Consider the following 2,134-nt stretch of genomic DNA (forward strand, 5'->3'; position numbering starts at 1 on the left):
CGCGGCTGACGAATCGAGGTCGGCGGGGATCCCCCGCCGAACGACGGGTGTGTAGACGCGGCGAGAGCTGGCACAATGCATTGTCCGGCGGAGAGTTGGACCGCGCTTTGCTGCCGCTTAAGCGGGAGTTGGCCGGGCGGGTCCTAGGGCCTGTTGCGAAAGTGCTGGTCAGAGCCACTCGTTGATGGCTGCGACCAGCACGGTGGCCTCGTAGCGCACGGCCAACTTGCCGTATCTCGTGGCCACCGCCCTGCGGCGTTTCAGGCGGTTGATTCCGCACTCCACAGCGTGGCGCTCCTTGTAATCGTCCTTGTCGAAGGCCGGTGGCCGGCCGCCTCGGGAGCCGAGCTTCTTGCGGTTGCGGAGTTGGTCGGCCTTCTCCGGGATGGTGCACCCGATCCTGTCGCCTGCGCAGGTAGGAGCGGTTCGCGCGCGAGCCGTAGGCTTTGTCGGCGCGGACCTTGTCCGGTGTGGTGCGAGGCCGTCCGGGCCCGGTTCGAGGGACGCGGATGCGTTCGAGGACGGGCTGGAACTGCGGGCTGTCGTGCCGGTGCCCTGCGGTGATCAGCAGCGACAGCGGCTTCTGTCCCTGCTCGGTGGCAAGGTGGATCTTCGTGGTCAGCCCGCCGCGGGAGCGTCCGAGGCCGTGATCGTCGGGCTCGGTGTCGATACCGCCGGGCGGGTCGCGCTGCACATCCCTTTTTTACGCGCGCCGGCGGCGTGCTGGTGGGCACGGCAAACGGTCGAGTCCACGCTCACGTCCCAGGTGATCAGGCCCTGCGCGTCGGCCTGGACCTGCAGTTGTTCCAGGATCCGCTTCCAGCTGCCGTCGCGCTGCCACCGCCGGAACAGGTCATGGACCCGGTCCCACGGACCGTAACGCTCGGGGAGGTCCCGCCACGGCGTTCCCGCGCGGGTCCGCCACCGTATCCCGTCGATCAACTGCCGGCGCGTCCACGTCCGCGGCCGGCCCGCCTTCTTCCCCACCGGCAGCAACGGCTCCAGCCGAGCCCACTGCCGGTCCGTCAGATCCCCTCGCGCCACACCGTGATCATCACAAATCAAGATCCACTTACGCAACAGGCCCTGGGCCCCGGCCCTCAGGCCAGCGGACCGGCCAGGAGCTGGGCGGCCAGGCCGCGCAGCTCGGCCACCAGTTCCTTCGACGGCCCGCCACCGCACTCATGCTGGTCCTCTGCGACATGCAGCCACCTGCGGACCTCACACCACACAGGGGCGGAGAACACGGGGTTGAGTGCGTATGCACTGAAGGATGAGGGCTGGCCGCGGCCGTCGGGGAACAGTACTGGTCGGCGGTCAGCCGAGCCAGACGATGTCGATGACGTACAGCCGCTGCGACCCGCGGTTGATCCAGTAGACGACGGTGAGTGGGCCGACGGCGGCGGTGCGCAGGTCTTCGCCGTCGGGGTCGGTGGGGTCCCAGGCCGGCCAGCCCCACGGGGTGCGGGAGGCGATGTCGAGGACGTCGCGTACGGTCCCCTGGGCGTGGGCGGGCAGGCCGGTCATGATCTTGGCGGCCTTGGGGGAGAGTCGGGCCGGCCATCCGGTCGGGCCGGTGGTCACCGGCGGGCTCCGAGCACCTGGTCCAGGTCCATCCCGTCTTCGTCGTCCAGGCCGCCGGCGGCGAAGGCATCCACGCCCGCGGTGGTGTCGAGGCGGGCCTGCCAGGTGCGCACGACCTCGTGCAGCGGGGTCAGGTCGTAGGTCTGCCGGGAGTCCTCCAGCGCCTTGGCCCAGTCCCGCTCGAAGGCGGGCTGCCACCGGTCGGCGCGGTGGTCCGCGCGGATCCGGGCGAGCAGCCGCGCGGCGGCCGCCGGGGCCGGCGCCGGTGGTGGGACGGGCGCGTACTCGGGCTGAGTGCTCATCAGGTCCTCCACAGTGGTGTCCAGGCCACGGTACGCCGCCGCAGCGCCAGTGCGGGCGGGCATGGCAGCACAAGCCCGCGCAGCGGGCGGACGGGAGCCACGAACCGGATCGGACAACGCGAGTAGGCCAGGCTGGCCTGGCCGCCGCCGGATGGTGCTGTACCTCTGCACGGCTACAGCGTCCAGAGAGGTGTCGGCAGCACCTGACGGCCTGCCCACCCACACTGACGACCCTGTTGCCCATTCGT

The 2,134-nt window shown here is 70.7% G+C and carries 3 protein-coding genes and 1 pseudogene; all 4 read right to left on the minus strand.

Features of this window, described 5'->3' with window-relative positions; all coding sequences use genetic code 11:
• Positions 1-168: 168 nt before the first annotated feature.
• The 4 genes and pseudogenes from C7C46_RS33040 to C7C46_RS33050 all read right to left on the minus strand — a co-directional run bounded on the left by C7C46_RS33040 (position 169) and on the right by C7C46_RS33050 (position 1,886).
• Positions 169-1,044 (minus strand): annotated as a pseudogene (locus C7C46_RS33040) (IS5 family transposase).
• Between the two features lie 56 nt (positions 1,045-1,100).
• A complete protein-coding gene (locus tag C7C46_RS35575; protein WP_181442669.1) occupies positions 1,101-1,247 on the minus strand; it encodes a hypothetical protein in 147 nt (48 codons plus the stop codon).
• A 70-nt stretch (positions 1,248-1,317) separates the two neighbouring features.
• Positions 1,318-1,584 carry a hypothetical protein gene (locus C7C46_RS33045; protein WP_245985313.1) on the minus strand — a complete coding sequence of 89 codons (267 nt, stop codon included), beginning with the start codon at positions 1,582-1,584 and terminating at the stop codon, positions 1,318-1,320.
• On the minus strand, positions 1,581-1,886 hold the full coding sequence (locus C7C46_RS33050; RefSeq protein WP_110673597.1) for a DUF6247 family protein: 306 nt from the start codon (positions 1,884-1,886) through the stop codon (positions 1,581-1,583). Before C7C46_RS33050 ends, C7C46_RS33045 begins: the two co-directional genes overlap by 4 nt.
• Positions 1,887-2,134 lie beyond the last annotated feature (248 nt).

The organism is Streptomyces tateyamensis (assembly GCF_003205575.1).
In the GTDB taxonomy this organism is placed as follows: domain Bacteria; phylum Actinomycetota; class Actinomycetes; order Streptomycetales; family Streptomycetaceae; genus Kitasatospora; species Kitasatospora tateyamensis.

Coding starts and splice junctions, on each gene's coding strand:
- C7C46_RS33050 (WP_110673597.1), bottom strand. CDS start 1,886: ATGAGCACTCAGCCCGAGTACGCGCCCGTCCCACCACCGGCGCCGGCC.